At 64.2% G+C, this 13490-nt stretch carries 20 protein-coding genes and 2 tRNA genes; 21 read left to right on the top strand and 1 reads right to left on the bottom strand.

The features are described 5' to 3' along the window. The first annotated feature begins 49 nt into the window (after positions 1-49). From MOE34_RS01040 to MOE34_RS00990, 11 genes are all read left to right on the top strand, one after another. Positions 50-994, top strand: coding sequence for a hypothetical protein (locus MOE34_RS01040; RefSeq protein WP_242220002.1), 945 nt, complete (start codon positions 50-52; stop codon positions 992-994). 34 nt (positions 995-1028) lie between these two features. Next, complete coding sequence (avd, locus tag MOE34_RS01035; RefSeq protein WP_242220001.1) at positions 1029-1397, top strand: diversity-generating retroelement protein Avd; 369 nt, start codon at positions 1029-1031, stop codon at positions 1395-1397. Next, the gene (locus MOE34_RS01030) at positions 1397-2746 is read left to right on the top strand and encodes a reverse transcriptase/maturase family protein (RefSeq protein WP_242220000.1); all 1350 of its coding nucleotides are present in this window, start codon (positions 1397-1399) and stop codon (positions 2744-2746) included. The genes avd and MOE34_RS01030 overlap by 1 nt, the downstream gene beginning before the upstream one ends. A 4-nt stretch (positions 2747-2750) precedes the next feature. Continuing rightward, positions 2751-3293, top strand: coding sequence for a 3'-5' exonuclease (locus tag MOE34_RS01025; protein WP_242219999.1), 543 nt, complete (start codon positions 2751-2753; stop codon positions 3291-3293). Then, positions 3286-3651: a Lar family restriction alleviation protein gene (locus MOE34_RS01020; protein ID WP_242219997.1), complete on the top strand. Its 366-nt coding sequence runs from the start codon at positions 3286-3288 to the stop codon at positions 3649-3651. The genes MOE34_RS01025 and MOE34_RS01020 overlap by 8 nt, the downstream gene beginning before the upstream one ends. Then, on the top strand, positions 3644-3859 hold the full coding sequence (locus tag MOE34_RS01015; protein ID WP_242219994.1) for a hypothetical protein: 216 nt from the start codon (positions 3644-3646) through the stop codon (positions 3857-3859). Before MOE34_RS01020 ends, MOE34_RS01015 begins: the two co-directional genes overlap by 8 nt. Further along, entirely contained in the window at positions 3849-4073 is a 225-nt protein-coding gene (locus tag MOE34_RS01010; RefSeq protein ID WP_242219992.1) for a hypothetical protein, read from the top strand. The genes MOE34_RS01015 and MOE34_RS01010 overlap by 11 nt, the downstream gene beginning before the upstream one ends. Beyond that, positions 4066-4443 (top strand): hypothetical protein, encoded by a 378-nt coding sequence (locus MOE34_RS01005; protein ID WP_242219991.1) that lies wholly within the window; start codon positions 4066-4068, stop codon positions 4441-4443. The genes MOE34_RS01010 and MOE34_RS01005 overlap by 8 nt, the downstream gene beginning before the upstream one ends. Continuing rightward, a complete protein-coding gene (locus MOE34_RS01000; RefSeq protein WP_242219989.1) occupies positions 4436-5341 on the top strand; it encodes a tyrosine-type recombinase/integrase in 906 nt (301 codons plus the stop codon). The genes MOE34_RS01005 and MOE34_RS01000 overlap by 8 nt, the downstream gene beginning before the upstream one ends. Before the next feature lies 1 nt (position 5342). Then, on the top strand, positions 5343-5876 hold the full coding sequence (locus MOE34_RS00995; protein ID WP_242219987.1) for a hypothetical protein: 534 nt from the start codon (positions 5343-5345) through the stop codon (positions 5874-5876). Between the two features lie 181 nt (positions 5877-6057). After that, the gene (locus MOE34_RS00990) at positions 6058-7164 is read left to right on the top strand and encodes a tyrosine-type recombinase/integrase (RefSeq protein WP_242219985.1); all 1107 of its coding nucleotides are present in this window, start codon (positions 6058-6060) and stop codon (positions 7162-7164) included. A gap of 55 nt (positions 7165-7219) precedes the next feature. Here MOE34_RS00990 and MOE34_RS00985 read toward each other — a convergent pair. Then, positions 7220-7294: transfer RNA gene (locus tag MOE34_RS00985), tRNA-Thr, on the bottom strand. A gap of 146 nt (positions 7295-7440) precedes the next feature. On the opposite strand from MOE34_RS00985, the gene MOE34_RS00980 reads away from it, so the two are divergent. From MOE34_RS00980 to MOE34_RS00935, 10 genes are all read left to right on the top strand, one after another. Beyond that, entirely contained in the window at positions 7441-7629 is a 189-nt protein-coding gene (locus MOE34_RS00980) for a hypothetical protein (RefSeq protein ID WP_242219984.1), read from the top strand. 167 nt (positions 7630-7796) lie between these two features. Next, positions 7797-9089 carry a UDP-N-acetylglucosamine 1-carboxyvinyltransferase gene (murA, locus tag MOE34_RS00975; protein WP_242219982.1) on the top strand — a complete coding sequence of 431 codons (1293 nt, stop codon included), beginning with the start codon at positions 7797-7799 and terminating at the stop codon, positions 9087-9089. A gap of 94 nt (positions 9090-9183) precedes the next feature. Further along, a complete protein-coding gene (locus tag MOE34_RS00970; protein ID WP_242219981.1) occupies positions 9184-9615 on the top strand; it encodes a DUF2948 family protein in 432 nt (143 codons plus the stop codon). Between the two features lie 44 nt (positions 9616-9659). After that, positions 9660-10958: a histidinol dehydrogenase gene (gene hisD, locus MOE34_RS00965; protein ID WP_242219979.1), complete on the top strand. Its 1299-nt coding sequence runs from the start codon at positions 9660-9662 to the stop codon at positions 10956-10958. Between the two features lie 3 nt (positions 10959-10961). Continuing rightward, positions 10962-11438 (top strand): UPF0262 family protein, encoded by a 477-nt coding sequence (locus MOE34_RS00960; protein WP_242219977.1) that lies wholly within the window; start codon positions 10962-10964, stop codon positions 11436-11438. A 4-nt stretch (positions 11439-11442) separates the two neighbouring features. Continuing rightward, positions 11443-11907, top strand: coding sequence for a low molecular weight phosphatase family protein (locus tag MOE34_RS00955; protein WP_242219975.1), 465 nt, complete (start codon positions 11443-11445; stop codon positions 11905-11907). A 145-nt stretch (positions 11908-12052) separates the two neighbouring features. Further along, a complete protein-coding gene (gene infA / locus MOE34_RS00950) occupies positions 12053-12271 on the top strand; it encodes a translation initiation factor IF-1 (protein ID WP_004435948.1) in 219 nt (72 codons plus the stop codon). 90 nt (positions 12272-12361) lie between these two features. Then, the gene (locus MOE34_RS00945; RefSeq protein WP_242219973.1) at positions 12362-12982 is read left to right on the top strand and encodes a Maf-like protein; all 621 of its coding nucleotides are present in this window, start codon (positions 12362-12364) and stop codon (positions 12980-12982) included. A gap of 1 nt (position 12983) precedes the next feature. Beyond that, positions 12984-13193: a DNA gyrase inhibitor YacG gene (yacG, locus tag MOE34_RS00940; protein WP_242219971.1), complete on the top strand. Its 210-nt coding sequence runs from the start codon at positions 12984-12986 to the stop codon at positions 13191-13193. Between the two features lie 174 nt (positions 13194-13367). Beyond that, a tRNA-Phe gene (locus tag MOE34_RS00935) sits at positions 13368-13443 on the top strand. Positions 13444-13490: the final 47 nt, after the last annotated feature.

Raw genomic sequence — 13490 nt, 5'->3', positions numbered from 1 at the left:
CGCGCGCGAAAGCGCGGGCGCACCCTCCCTACAGCAAAGGATTACGACCATGACGGCAGCCGCCGCAGTCAAGCAGCATGACATCATCATCGAGCGCGCCGACCTTGCGGCGCCGATCCTCTACGTTTCCGGCAAGGAAGCAGTTGGCATTCGTGCGGGAACCGTGATCCGGATCGATGGCGGCACCTACGGCTTCGACACGGATACGCCGCTCGGCGTCGCCGGGGCGCTCGTGCCTGGCTACGATTATGGCGTCGGCATCCATGAGAACGGAAAGCCTTTCGCCACGGTACTGGCGCCGGCCAATCCCCTCGCCAACGGCTTCGTCGCCGGGTTCCATTTTGCCCCCAGCGGCTGCGCGGAAGGAACCGAGGGCGGCGACGGTACCCCCTCCATCAATCCCTATTCCTCATGGGATATCGGCTTCCGCCCGGCGTGCCCGGACCCGCGCGGCATGACGCTGGTCGAGATCGGTCAGGGTCGCCTTTTCTGGGAGGATATCTATCTCCTCGCGGCCGATCACTTGCAGGGCACAAGTCGCTGCGGCGCGACCATCGCCGATGGACGCGACCTGCCCGAGCGCCTGGACGGCAAGGGCAGATATGCGAAGCTCGACCACGCGACGGCCGTCGAGATCTGCGCGCACCACGGTAAGCGCCTGATCGGCGCGGAAGAGGCCTTCGCCGGCGCCTACGGTGTCAAGGAGCGCTGCTCGCGGAGCAAGGACCCGGTGAAGACCGCAAGCATGGAGGATGGCGGTGCCCGCTTCGTCAGCCGCCGCGGCGTTATCGATGCGACCGGGACCATGTGGCAGCGAGGCACCGACGAACACCCTGACGATCCGCGCCCGTCCTTTTTCGGCGGCTCCTGGCTCGACGGCTCGAGCGCGGGTTCGCGCTGCGCGTACCTCGACTACTGGCCCGGCCTTTCGCTCGGCAGCCTCGGCGTCCGCGCCGCCTGCGACCACCTGAACCCTGCCGGATTTGCGCGATAGCGCAAATTCCTCCCGAACCGGACGATCGCCAGCCATGCACCGCGACGAACATGTGAACGCCAGGGATCTGGCGATTGTCGAGAAATACGAGGCCACCGTGACCTATCTCTATCCCATCCTCCAGTCCTTCCCGCGCCGGCACGGCGCGCTGCGCGACAGCATGATCGGGCAGCTGATGGACATGGTCGGCCTCCTGTACCAGGCCGCGAAATCGAAACAGCCTTCGCGGATCTATGCAGCGGATGCCCATCTGGCGACGCTGCGTTTCTGGTTGCGCTTTGCGACTGCGGAAAAGCTGATCTCCCACGGAAAGCATCAGGTGGCGCTGCGCCACATCGCCGAGACCGGCGCGATGCTGGGAGCATGGATTCGCGCCGCGAAGGGCAATGGGAGGTCGGGGTAATGGCTATGTTGCGCCCGTCCATTTTCGGCGGCTCCTGGATCAACGGCTCGAACGCGGGTTCGCGCTACGCGAACCTCGACAACTGGCCCGACAATTCGAACGGCAACCTCGGCGTCCGCGCCGCCTGCGACGACCCCTTTCCGGCTCGGCGACGGTCACGGCCGCGTCGGCCACTTTCCACCGGCGCGAATGCGTCAGGGTGGTCGGCCCAACCTTCCAGCTTCGGCGAATACACTGCGAGGTCCGGCAAAGCGGGGAGTAGCGGCGTCCGCGCCGTCGAAACCCGCGGCCGGCGTCTCGCCGCGAGGCCCCTCATGGCGAAGAAATACCGTAACCTCATCGGATCGATCACGGCCGACGCCAACATGCGCGAGGCGCTGCGCCTGACCGCGCGCGGCAAGCGCCTCACCCCCGGCTATCTCGAATTCAAGGAATACTCCGTCCTCAACCTGCATCTGCTGGCGGCCACCATGCGCGACGGCTCCTATATCCAGGGAGAGCCGGCCGAGTTCCGCATCTTCGATCCGAAGGAACGACTGATCTCGGCTCTGCCCTTCGAGGATCGTATCGCACAGCAGGCCGTTGCCCGCGTCATCGCGCCGATCTTCGATGCTACCCTGCTGCCGCGCTGCTTCGCATGCCGTCCGGGCAAGGGCACCCATGCCGCGGCAATCACCCTCCAGGCCGATATGCGCCGCCTGGATCGCGACGGACCGCTCTACGCGCTGAAGACGGATTTCTCACGCTACTTCTACTCCATCGAGCGAGGTGCGCTCTGGCAGATCATCGAGGCGAAAATCTCGTGCCGGGCCACCCTGCGCTTGCTGGAGGCCATGCTGCCGCGCACAGGCATCGGCCTTCCTATCGGCAACCTGACCTCGCAGATTTTCGCGAACATCTATGCCGGCGTCGTCGACCGTCACCTCCAGCAGGATCTCGGCGAGCGGTACTGGTATCGCTACATGGACGATATCGTTGTCCTCGGCCGCGATCCGGATCACCTGCGCAAGGTGCGCGCCTCCATCGAAGAGCTTTCCCGCGAACGTCTCGGCCTGCGCTTTTCCAAATGGAGCATCCAGCCCGTCAGCCGCGGCGTGAACTTCGTCGGTTATCGGATCTGGCCGACGCACAAGCTGCTGCGCCGCGACAGCGTGGTGCGCGCCCGCCGAAAGATCAAGGCCTACCGCACCGCCGGAGAGCACCTGCGCCTTGAGCGCTTCCTTGCAGCATGGACCGGACACGCTCGTTGGGCCGACAGCCGCAATCTTCTCAAGAATCTTGACGTTCCGCCGGCCACTCTCGGCCGCGCAATTCCCGTCACACCGATGAAAGGCCCTGGCGATGCGTGACCTCATGATCGACATCGAGACACTTGGCGCCGCCCCGGGAAGCGTGATTCTCAGTATTGGCGCGGTCACCTTCGATGCGGAAACCGGCGCGCTTGGCGCGGATTTCTATTCCGCTATCGACCCGCAGTCCGCAGTCGATGCCGGCCTCAGGATGGACGTATCCACGCTAAAGTGGTGGATGACCCAGTCCGACGATGCGCGCCACGCCGTGTTTGCCGGAAGCCAGCCCCTCGACTGCGCTCTGCGTGAGTTCAGCGACTTTGCTCACGGGGCCGACGCCTCCCGGGTATGGGCCAAGCCGCCATCCTTTGATCTCGTGCTGCTGGAGGCAGCGTTTCAGGCCTGCCGGCTTCACGTGCCCTGGCATTATCGTTCCCTGCGGGACGTGCGCACGCTTCTCGATTTCACTGGGACACGCCCCACCTACGTCGGAACGGCGCACAACGCGCTCGACGATGCTAGGTCGCAGGCCTTGAGCGTTATCGACGCCTATCGCAACGCCGCCATCCGCACCCCCAACGTAGCAAAGGACGCCGACCATGGTTAAGCTCGCACCTTGCCCCTTCTGCGCGGCCGAACTCGAGGAGAGCGCCGTCTTCTCGAACCGCACGGCAAAGCACTTCATGCACCCGCCGTCCGATGATCCGTGCATCGCCTCGAGCATAAATATCATCGTGTCGGACCGCGAGGATGACCAGCAGCGGGTTGCAGCCTGGAACCGGCGCACTCTGCCCGCCGATGTCACCGAGCTTGTCGTCGCTGCCCGTGAATTCTGGGAAGTAAACGAGGACATGAGCTTGAAGTCCTGCGCGCTCGATAAGGCGCTCGAGGCTTTCGCTGAGCGCGTCCCGTACGAGAACGAGCCCGAGGACACCATTACCGCGAACGGGGGCGACCATGCGTAAACCCAAGACCATGCAGCGTCCTGCCTCGGCCCGCAATTGCGTCACCATCGGAGACGTCGAGCGTCTGGCCGGGATCGGCCAAACCAATGAAGAGCGCTTCGCCTTCTGGCGGCAGTTTTCCGACCGCGAAGACGGCTTCGATGCCGGCAGGGCAGAACTCTACCGGCGCATCGAGGCTAACGACCGGGAGCGCGCCCATGTCGAGTGATCCAATCATCCGTGGCCTTCTCCGCCAGGCGGCGGATTTCATCGCCGACGAGCGTGAGAACATCTTCTGCGCTCATTCGGTCAACGGCGAGCTGATGATCGAGGACGAGGCAGATCAACGGGCCGCGAACATCATCGCCGAGTATGACGCATGGCTTGTCGCGGCGAAGGCGATCCTTACCCCCAGCAATCCAAAGGACGTCGACCATGGCTGAAACCGACACCTATACCTCGCCGCGCAACACCGCCCGGGTGCGGTTCGCCGCCACAGGGAAAGCCTTCGCTGACCTGTCGTTCGAGGATCTTCAGTCCCTCCGCGACCACATCGCCGTCGAGATGGAAAACGTCAAGCTCATTGATGGAACCCTCAAGATGAACCCGCGCATCAAGGCGGTCGATTGGCCGAACGGCTGGGCTGCTCTCACATGCCGCTCGCGCTACTTCGAGGACCGGGAAGCCGTCACATTCAGCCACAAGACCTTCGTTGGCTTCGCTGGATGGGCAGACGCCGACAACGTGAAACCCATCATCACCGGGTTTCACGCCTGGTGCGACACCCTAACTGCGAGAGGCACCAATGACTGATTCCGTGCCGACCGCCGAGCGCTGGGAGGCCAGCGACATCGCATGCTTTCCGCAGCGGCCGGCATCGGCCGGAGGTAAGTCGTTTGCCGAGGCAGCCACCAGCCACATCGAGCACGGCGGCGAGGCCCGGTACCTGCGTCGAATTGTCGAGCATTTTGGCGACAAGCCGCTCTCGGAAATCTTCCCGTTTGACATAAAGCAGATGGCGCGGGTGCTTTACCCCGACGGATCGAACGCCACCTTGAACCGGCAAGCCCTCGCGCCGGCGCGAGCCGTAATGATCCATGCCTATGAGCGCGGATGGTGCGGCTATACGCGCTTGCGCCGATTCCGAGAGGATACACCGAAGCGCCTCGAGCCAGCCTCGACGACATGGCTTCACGCCTTCATCAGACAGGCGGTCCACGACGGCCACAACAGGGTTGCCGCGCTCGTTCTTTTCATGGCGACATCCGGCGCCCGCGTTACCGAGGCGATCAATCTGCGCTGGAGCGAGGTCGATCTGCGGCAGAAGAGCGTGCTGCTACTCAAGACCAAGACCGATCGTAATTCGCTCCGCTCGCTCACCGGAGAGGTCGCAGCGCGCCTTGCGGACCTTCAGACAAGCGCCAGACCGGAAGACCGCGTCTTCGGCTTCTCGCACCGGCAATCCGTCAACGCCCGCATCCGGAAGATCTGCGAGCGCGCCGGTATCTCCTACAAGCCGAGCCACACATGCGGCCGGTCCAGCTTCGCGAACAACGCACTCGACATGGGCATCGACATCCGCAGCGTGATGGAAGCGGGCGGCTGGCGCAGCCTCGCGATCTTCCTCGGCATCTATGTGCGCCCGCACCGCAACGCCAAGCGCATCGTCGCCGAGAGTTTCGGCCGTTACCAGTATCGGACGGAGATCTGAGATGGCGCAAGAAGAGCTTCGACCGTCGCCAGCCCAGATCCGCTTGAACGCAATCCGCAGCCGCCACGCCTCGGCGTCGCCGGCCTGGGAGATTGCCTTCGGCGAGACGATCACGGTGCGCGCCGGCGAGGTAGGCGACCTTCCCGAAGTCTGCACGTTCACGGCCGGCGTGTTCGTCGACGATCGCGAGCTGATAACCCACGCGCACGAAGATATCGCGTGGCTGCTTGCCGCCTACGAGCGCCTGGCGGCCAAGTACCGAGACGCGCTCGCCGAGATCAATCGCACCGCACAGAGCCGCAATGTGCGGGACTTCGCCGCCGAATGCGCAATGCAGAGCGGCAAGCAGGCCTTCCGCACCTTTCTGCGCGAGCGTCACAGCCTGGAGGCGACGGACGACGAGCGAGTGAATGCGCGTGTGCGCTCGATCCTGGCCATCCAGTCGCGCGCCGAACTGAACACGGACGGAAGCGCCCGGCAGCGATGGTTCTCGCTCCGGGCGGAATTCAAGAATTGGCAGGAGGGCAGGGTATGAGTGCTCAGAGCATTGAAGACGATGAGCCCATGACGCTTGCCGAGGCTTGCTGTATCGTGTTCAGAGGAGCCATCAAGCCAGCCACGTTGAGGGCCGAGGCTGCGAGGGGCAATCTCGTCATCGAGCGGATTGGCCGACGCGACTTCGTTACCCGCGCAGCGATAAGGGAAATGAGGGAAAGATGCCGCGTCCAGCAAAGGGAGCCCGTCTCTGGTACGACAAGAAGTCAGGCCTCTGGTACATCCGAGACGGAACAACAAAGCGCGGCACTGGCTGCAGCCTTGCAGAGCGCGAGAGCGCTGAGGAACGGCTCAAAGAATACATCGGCGAAAAGTATCAGCCGCCGAGCGACAGTCGTCCGTCTCGACTCCGTGTCGAAGACATCTTGACCTTCTACGCCCGGGAAATCGCGCCTGGGCAGCGATCTGATACCACCAGCTACGCGATCGAGCGGCTTCTAAGCTGGTGGCAGGGAAAGTTCCTGTCTGACGTCAAGCGCTCTTCTTGCCAGGACTATGTATCGTTTCGTACCGCCCAGTCGATTCGGCAGGCGAAGAAGGCGAAAGAGCCGAAACTGGTCAGCGCGGAAACAGCGCGCCGCGAACTCACGGTTCTCAGGGCCGCAATCAACGCCTACCACGCCGAAACGCCCCTCGATGCACTGCCGGTGGTAACGCTGCCGCAGGCTTCGGACGCGCGTCCGGATTGGCTCAGGCGTGACCAGGCGGCGCGCCTGCTGTGGGCCACACGGAAGGCCGAGAGCAAGGACGCCGGTCGGGCGCTGCGGAGACTGATCCTAATCGGCCTATACACCGGCACGCGATCAGGAGCCATGCGACGGCTCGGATGGGTTCCGAACACCCTGGGCGGGTACATCGATGTGGACGCCGGCGTGATCCATCGCCGCGGCGACGATGAGCAGGAGACCAAGAAGCGGCGACCGACAGTTCGCATTCCGGATCGGCTGATGGGTTTTCTGAAGCGCTGGCGAAAGGAAGATATGGCCGCGAAGCCGCCCATCGCCTTCGTCATTCATTATCGCGGAAGTCCCGTCGACAAGCAGAGAAAGGCATGGGCGTCTGCGCGAGATGCGGCCGGCCTCGGCAAGGAGGTTACGCCACACATCCTGCGGCACACCGCTGCAACTTGGCTCATGCTCGCCGGCGCCGAGATTTGGGACGCCGCGCACTATCTGGGAATGAGCCCGAAAATGCTCGAAGACGTGTATGGCCACCACAGCCCGGAGTATCAGAAGAGCATCGCCGCGACCGTGGGTCGGAAGCGATAACTGTCAGCATTTCTGTCAGGACAGAAACGCGGGGCGCGCTAAGTGGTTGAAAGAATGGTGCTGCTAGAGAGATTTGAACTCTCGGCCTCTCCCTTACCAAGGGAGTGCTCTACCCCTGAGCTATAGCAGCATCCGGCGAAACAGGGCTGTTCCGCGTGAGCGAGGGCCTATTGCCACAGGTGATCGGGCAGCGCAAGCGGCCAATTTGCGATTATCGCAACAAATCTGGTGCGGGCGCCGCTTTTTTCGGGGCGCGGATTTGATTATGAGAAGGGCATGAGCGGCAAGGACGACACGGAAAGCCGGAAGACCAGGACGGAAGCGGAGCTTCGGGCCGAGCGGCTGGCGAAAACGCTGCGGGACAACCTGCAGCGCCGCAAGCAGCAGGCGCGCGCCCGGCGCGCGGGCAATGCGGACGAGACGGTGGGGCTTCCTGCCGCAAAAAAAGACGAATCGGACGGTTAGTCGGGGATGTCTTCATCATGAAGGCTACGGGGGACGGTTTCCGGAACCGGGCGCAAATAACCATGCGGCCGGCACGGTCTTCATTTTTCGATCGCGATGCTCTAAGAAGCCGCCATCTCCGAAAGCCTATACTCACTAGGAAAGGCGGGCACGGCCCGTAGTCACGCATGGATCGTATCAGGATTGTAGGCGGCAATGAGCTTCGGGGCATCATCCCGATCTCCGGCGCCAAGAATGCCGCATTGCCGCTGATGATCGCCTCGCTCCTCACCGACGACACGCTGACGCTGGAAAACGTGCCGCATCTTGCCGACGTCGAGCAGCTCATCCGCATCCTCGGCAACCACGGCGCCGATATCTCCGTCAACGGCCGCCGCGAGCGCCAGGGCGAAGGCTATTCGCGCACCGTTCACTTCACCTCGCGCAACATCGTCGATACGACCGCCCCCTACGAGCTGGTCTCGAAGATGCGCGCTTCCTTCTGGGTCATCGGCCCGCTCCTCGCCCGCGAAGGCAAGGCCCGCGTCTCGCTGCCGGGCGGCTGCGCCATCGGCACGCGTCCGGTCGATCTCTTCATCGAGGCGCTGGCCGCGCTCGGCGCGAAGATCGAGATCGACGGCGGCTATGTCGAGGCGACGGCACCCCAAGGCGGCCTGATCGGCGCGCGCTATACCTTCCCCAAGGTTTCCGTCGGCGCGACCCATGTCATGTTGATGGCCGCGACCCTTGCCCGCGGCACGACCGTGATCGGCAATGCCGCCCGCGAGCCGGAAGTGCAGGACCTCGCCAAGTGCCTCAACGCCATGGGCGCGAAGATTTCCGGTGCCGGCACCTCCACCATCACCATCGAAGGCGTCGACCAGCTTTCCGGCGCGCGCCACCGCGTGCTGCCTGATCGCATCGAGACCGGCACCTATGCCATGGCTGTCGCCATGACGGGCGGTGACGTTGTTCTGGAAGGCACGGACGCCGCTCTGCTCGACACCGCGCTCGAGGCGATCCGTCGCTCCGGGGCCGAGATCACCTCGACGGAAAGCGGCATCCGCGTCGTGCGCAACGGCGGCGGCATCAAGCCGGTTGACGTCGTGACCGATCCCTTCCCGGGCTTCCCGACGGACCTTCAGGCGCAGTTCATGGGCCTGATGACCAAGTCGAACGGCATTTCGCACGTCACCGAGACGATCTTCGAAAACCGTTTCATGCATGTGCAGGAGCTTGCCCGCCTCGGCGCGAAGATCTCGCTCTCCGGCCAGACCGCGAAGATCGAGGGTGTGGAACGGCTGCGCGGCGCGCCCGTCATGGCGACGGACCTGCGCGCCTCCGTCTCGCTCGTCATCGCCGGCCTTGCCGCCGAGGGCGAGACCACGGTCTCACGTGTCTACCATCTCGACCGCGGCTTCGAGCGACTGGAAGAGAAGCTCACGCGCTGCGGCGCGGTCGTCGAACGCGTCAGCGACTAACCTTCTGCGCGCGGCGGAGTTGCAGTCCGCCGCGCGCAGTCCTATCTCGTGATCAATAATCGAGATACCGCCCATCCGCGGGAAGGACTTGCCAATGGACAGCCTGAAACTGCTCGCCCTCGACGCGGAAGACCTCTCCGTCGTCTCGGCCCACCTGCAGGACGCGGTCTTCAAGACCGACGGCCTTGCCTATGACGCCCGTCACCAGGTCTTTTCGGTCGCCATCAACCGCTTCGTCTGGGAAAAGGCGCGCGGCAAGAGCTTCGAGCGCCGCCGCGCCGTCATCGCCTTCAAGCGCGTCAATGCCGTGCGCTCGCTCGGCATCGATCGCAAGGACAAGGAAAGCGTCTTCTCCCTCCTCGCCGTAAACTTCACCCCGACGGGCGAAGGCCCTGACGGCACCGTCGAACTCGTGCTCTCCGGCAATGCTTCCGTCGCCCTCGATGTGGAATGCGTCGAAGTTCAGCTTGCAGATACCGGCGGAGCGTGGGAAACCAGCTTGAAGCCCCGCCACCCGGCGGTTTGAGCAGTGATCCGGCCTTTTGCCGGGAGACGACGGGAACTTGTGACTTGGCGATCAGACTTAACTACCAGAGCGGCGATTTCGAAACCCGGTTCGCTGCCTTCCTGACCACCAAGCGCGAGGTCTCCGAGGACGTCAACGCCATCGTTCGCACCATCATCGACGATGTACGCGCCCGCGGCGACAAGGCGCTCGCCGACTATACGAAGAAGTTCGACGGCCTCGATTTTTCGACCACCTCCATGCGCGTGACGCTGGAGGAGATCGAGGCGGCCTATGATGCCGTCGATCCGAAGATCATCGCCGCGCTCGAGCTTGCCGCCCAGCGCATCGAGAAGCACCATTCCCGCCTGATGCCGAAGGACGACATCTACGAGGACGATATCGGCGTCGGCCTCGGCTCGCGCTGGACGGCCATCGACGCCGTCGGCCTCTACGTTCCGGGCGGCACCGCGAGCTATCCGAGTTCGGTTCTGATGAACGCCGTGCCGGCCAAGGTCGCCGGCGTGCCGCGCCTCGTCATGGTCGTACCGGCCAAGGAAGGCGAGATCAACCCCGCCGTGCTCGCCGCCGCGCGCATTGCCGGCGTCGACGAGATCTACCGCATCGGCGGCGCGCAGGCCGTCGCCGCGCTCGCCTATGGCACGCAGACCATCGCCCCCGTCGCCAAGATCACCGGCCCCGGCAATGCCTTCGTCGCCGCAGCCAAGCGCCAGGTCTTCGGCACGGTCGGCATCGACATGATCGCCGGCCCCTCGGAAGTCCTCATCATCGCAGATAGCGACAACGATCCGGACTGGCTTGCCGCAGACCTGCTCGCCCAGGCCGAGCACGATGTCGGCGCCCAGTCGATCCTCGTCACCGACAGCCCTGCCCTTGCCGAAGCCGTCGAGGCCGCCGTCGAGCGCCAGCTCAAGACGCTGGCGCGTTCGGAGACGGCCGCCGCAAGCTGGCGCGATTTCGGCGCGACCATTCTTGTGCCCGATCTCAAAAAGGCCGTGCCGCTGGCAAACCGCATCGCCGCCGAGCATCTGGAGATCGCCACCGCCGATCCCGATGCCCTGCTACCGGCAATCCGCAACGCCGGCGCCATCTTCGTCGGCCGCCATACGCCCGAAGTCATCGGCGACTATGTCGGTGGCTCGAACCACGTGCTGCCGACGGCTCGTTCCGCCCGCTTCTCCTCGGGCCTCTCGGTGCTCGACTACATGAAGCGCACGTCGATCCTGCGCCTCGGCCCCGACCAGCTCCGCGCGCTCGGCCCCGCCGCCGTCACGCTTGCCGAAGCCGAAGGGCTCGGCGCCCACGCCCGCTCCGTCGCCATCCGGCTCAACATGGAGACGTGAGGCATGGGCACGAAGGGCAACTTCCGTCTCTGCGATGTGGTGCTGGACGATACGATCGGCCGGGCCACGCCCGACGTGGAGCACGAACGCGCCGTTGCCATCTTCGACCTCATCGAGGAAAACACCTTCGAGCCGATCGGCCATGCCGGCGGCCCCTACCGCCTGAACATCTCGCTGCTCGATTCCAAGCTAGTCTTCGCCATCCGCACGGAAGGCGGCGAGGATGTCGCCACCCACATTCTCTCGCTGACGCCCTTCCGCCGCATCGTGAAGGACTATTTCCTGATCTGCGAGAGCTATTACCAGGCGATCCGCTCCTCCACGCCCAGCCAGATCGAGGCGATCGACATGGGCCGGCGCGGCATCCATAACGAGGGCTCGCAAACGCTGATGGACAGGCTCTCGGGCAAGATCAAGTTCGATTTCGACACCGCCCGGCGGCTGTTCACGCTGGTCTGCGTTCTCTACTGGCGCGGGTGAGCGGATGGAGGGCGTTTCCCCGGCACTCGAAAAAGCCCGGTCGCGAACGCCCCGTTCGGTTCTCTTCATGTGCCGCATGAATGCCGTACGCTCGCCGATGGCCGAAACATTGGCCCGCAGCCTCCTGCCCGCCGGCACCTATGTCGCCTCCGCAGGCATCCGCCCCGGCGAGCGTGATCCCTTCGTCGACGCCGTGCTCGGGGAGGTCGGCCTTTCGCTCGGCCGCCATGCGCCCCATTCGCTGGACGAGCTGGAGGACGACTATTTCGACCTCATCGTCACGCTCGCGCCGGAAGCGCACCATGCAGCGCTGGAACTCACCCGCTCCATGGCCGTCGACGTCATGTACTGGCCGACGCCGGACCCCGCCGTCGCCACCGGCACGCGCGACCAGATCATGCATTCCTACCGCGAGGTTCGCGAGCACCTGAAGCTGCTGATCGAGAAGCGGCTGAAGGGTCCGGGCTGAACCGGAAACGGCCTGAAAAACGGCAAATGCAGAAAGCCGGCGCTTCGGTGTTCACAAAGCACCGGGGATTGTGTAGTTTCCGGCAAATTTTTCGAGGCGGGCATCCGGCTCGCCCTCATCCACCCTACAGGAATATCATCACAAGATGGCAAAAGAAGAAGTCCTCGAATTCCCCGGCGTCGTGACGGAACTGCTTCCGAACGCAACCTTCCGCGTCAAGCTCGAAAACGAGCACGAGATCATCGCCCACACCGCGGGCCGCATGCGCAAGAACCGCATCCGCGTTCTCGCCGGCGACAAGGTGCTGGTCGAAATGACCCCCTACGACCTCACCAAGGGTCGCATCACCTACCGCTTCAAGTAAGACGCTTCTCAAAGCCCTGGGGTAGCGCCCTCGCCCGGCCCCTGGCCCTGGAGCGAAACACGGCGCCCCCGGCGCTTTCCCGGAGACCCCATGGCGCAGACCGACAAGCTCATCCTCGCCTCCGGCTCGCCGCGCCGCGTCGAACTGCTCGCGCAGGCCGGCATCGAGCCCGCGCGCCTGATGCCGATGGATATCGACGAGACGCCGAAGCGTTCCGAGCATCCTCGCTCGCTCGCGCGGCGCCTTTCGACCGGCAAGGCGCAGGCGGCGCTGGCCGCCATCAAGGGCGATCCCGCCTTTGCCGGCAGCTATATCCTGGCCGCCGATACGGTCGTTTCCGTCGGCCGGCGCATCCTGCCGAAGACGGAAATGATCGACGAGGCATCGAGCGCGCTGCATCTCCTGTCCGGCCGCAGCCACCGCGTCTTCACCGGCGTCTGCCTCATCACGCCGGATCGCACCGTGCGCCAGAAGGTCATCGACACGAAGGTGCGCTTCAAGCGGCTGTCGACCACCGACATCGAGCATTACCTCGCCTCCGGCCAATGGCGCGGCAAGGCGGGCGGCTATGCCATCCAGGGCATTGCCGGCAGCTTCGTCGTCAAGCTGGTCGGCTCCTATACCAATGTGGTCGGCCTTCCCCTCTACGAAACCCTCGCTCTCCTCTCCGGCGAAGGCTTCGACGTGCATGCCGGCTGGGCGGACGCCTGACATGGCGGACGAGACCGAAAAGCCCTCCGCCACCGTGGCGCCCCTGCGCAAGGCCGTGCCCTGCCCCATCTGCAAGCGCCCTTCGGCCCGCGAGCACTATCCCTTCTGCTCCAATCGCTGCCGCGACGTCGATCTCAATCGCTGGCTCTCCGGCTCCTACGCCATTCCCGTCGCCGATGACGAGGCGAAAGCCGACGAAGACGATATGTGACAGCCCTGTCACACGGCAAAAATGCAATCTTTTCCACAACTTGAAAAGCCAACCATTTTTCCCGCAAAAAACCACCGATGGGGCTGGACACATTTTTGCAAGATGCTATAACCCCGCTCGCTTCCGGGGCGAAACCAAGCGCCCCACGGATTTCCAAGGAAATCCAAGCCGGATGCCCGGATAGCTCAGTTGGTAGAGCAGCGGATTGAAAATCCGCGTGTCGGTGGTTCAAATCCGCCTCCGGGCACCACTTCATCAGCCTTCACGAACTCCGTCTCCGTCGATCGCTGCCGATCA

It is taken from the genome of Shinella zoogloeoides (assembly GCF_022682305.1).
GTDB classification, from domain to species: Bacteria; Pseudomonadota; Alphaproteobacteria; order Rhizobiales; family Rhizobiaceae; genus Shinella; species Shinella zoogloeoides_B.
This window is presented reverse-complemented; position numbering and strand designations above follow the sequence as displayed.

Coding starts and splice junctions, on each gene's coding strand:
- MOE34_RS00945 (WP_242219973.1), top strand. CDS start 12,362: ATGGCGCAGACCGACAAGCTCATCCTCGCCTCCGGCTCGCCGCGCCGC.
- MOE34_RS01005 (WP_242219991.1), top strand. CDS start 4,066: ATGGCTGAAACCGACACCTATACCTCGCCGCGCAACACCGCCCGGGTG.
- MOE34_RS01020 (WP_242219997.1), top strand. CDS start 3,286: ATGGTTAAGCTCGCACCTTGCCCCTTCTGCGCGGCCGAACTCGAGGAG.
- murA (WP_242219982.1), top strand. CDS start 7,797: ATGGATCGTATCAGGATTGTAGGCGGCAATGAGCTTCGGGGCATCATC.
- yacG (WP_242219971.1), top strand. CDS start 12,984: ATGGCGGACGAGACCGAAAAGCCCTCCGCCACCGTGGCGCCCCTGCGC.
- MOE34_RS01025 (WP_242219999.1), top strand. CDS start 2,751: ATGATCGACATCGAGACACTTGGCGCCGCCCCGGGAAGCGTGATTCTC.
- MOE34_RS01000 (WP_242219989.1), top strand. CDS start 4,436: ATGACTGATTCCGTGCCGACCGCCGAGCGCTGGGAGGCCAGCGACATC.
- MOE34_RS01015 (WP_242219994.1), top strand. CDS start 3,644: ATGCGTAAACCCAAGACCATGCAGCGTCCTGCCTCGGCCCGCAATTGC.
- MOE34_RS00980 (WP_242219984.1), top strand. CDS start 7,441: ATGAGCGGCAAGGACGACACGGAAAGCCGGAAGACCAGGACGGAAGCG.
- MOE34_RS00970 (WP_242219981.1), top strand. CDS start 9,184: ATGGACAGCCTGAAACTGCTCGCCCTCGACGCGGAAGACCTCTCCGTC.
- avd (WP_242220001.1), top strand. CDS start 1,029: ATGCACCGCGACGAACATGTGAACGCCAGGGATCTGGCGATTGTCGAG.
- MOE34_RS01040 (WP_242220002.1), top strand. CDS start 50: ATGACGGCAGCCGCCGCAGTCAAGCAGCATGACATCATCATCGAGCGC.
- MOE34_RS00990 (WP_242219985.1), top strand. CDS start 6,058: ATGCCGCGTCCAGCAAAGGGAGCCCGTCTCTGGTACGACAAGAAGTCA.
- MOE34_RS00960 (WP_242219977.1), top strand. CDS start 10,962: ATGGGCACGAAGGGCAACTTCCGTCTCTGCGATGTGGTGCTGGACGAT.
- MOE34_RS00955 (WP_242219975.1), top strand. CDS start 11,443: ATGGAGGGCGTTTCCCCGGCACTCGAAAAAGCCCGGTCGCGAACGCCC.
- MOE34_RS01030 (WP_242220000.1), top strand. CDS start 1,397: ATGGCTATGTTGCGCCCGTCCATTTTCGGCGGCTCCTGGATCAACGGC.
- infA (WP_004435948.1), top strand. CDS start 12,053: ATGGCAAAAGAAGAAGTCCTCGAATTCCCCGGCGTCGTGACGGAACTG.
- MOE34_RS00995 (WP_242219987.1), top strand. CDS start 5,343: ATGGCGCAAGAAGAGCTTCGACCGTCGCCAGCCCAGATCCGCTTGAAC.
- MOE34_RS01010 (WP_242219992.1), top strand. CDS start 3,849: ATGTCGAGTGATCCAATCATCCGTGGCCTTCTCCGCCAGGCGGCGGAT.